This is a genomic window from Actinomadura sp. NBRC 104425 (genome assembly GCF_030269545.1).
GTDB classification, from domain to species: domain Bacteria; phylum Actinomycetota; class Actinomycetes; order Streptosporangiales; family Streptosporangiaceae; genus Spirillospora; species Spirillospora keratinilytica.
This window is the reverse complement of the sequence record NZ_BSTN01000158.1, coordinates 1-255: the sequence shown is the minus strand read 5'-3', so window position 1 is coordinate 255 and position 255 is coordinate 1. Positions and strand designations below refer to the sequence as shown.

1 protein-coding gene is annotated in these 255 nt (G+C 71.4%); it reads right to left on the bottom strand.

The features are described 5' to 3' along the window. On the bottom strand, nucleotides 1–225 hold a 225-nt coding region (locus QSK22_RS33545; protein WP_352231526.1), incomplete at its 3' end, for a transposase. Nucleotides 226–255: the final 30 nt, after the last annotated feature.

Below are 255 nucleotides of genomic sequence, written 5' to 3'. Positions count from 1 at the left end.
CCACTCGGGGAAGTAGGACCCGCTGCGCAGCTTCGGGATCGCCAGTTCGACCGTGCCGGCGCGGGTGTCCCAGTCCCGCTGCCGGTAGCCGTTGCGCCGGTTGACCCGCTCGCTGCTGCGCTCGCCGCAGCCGGCGCCGCACACCGCATCCGCCTCGGCCGACATGAGCGCCTCGGCCATCGTCTTGACCATCGACCGCAGCAGATCCGGCTCGCACGCACCGATCTGCTCGGCAATCCACTCGGCAGGGTCCAC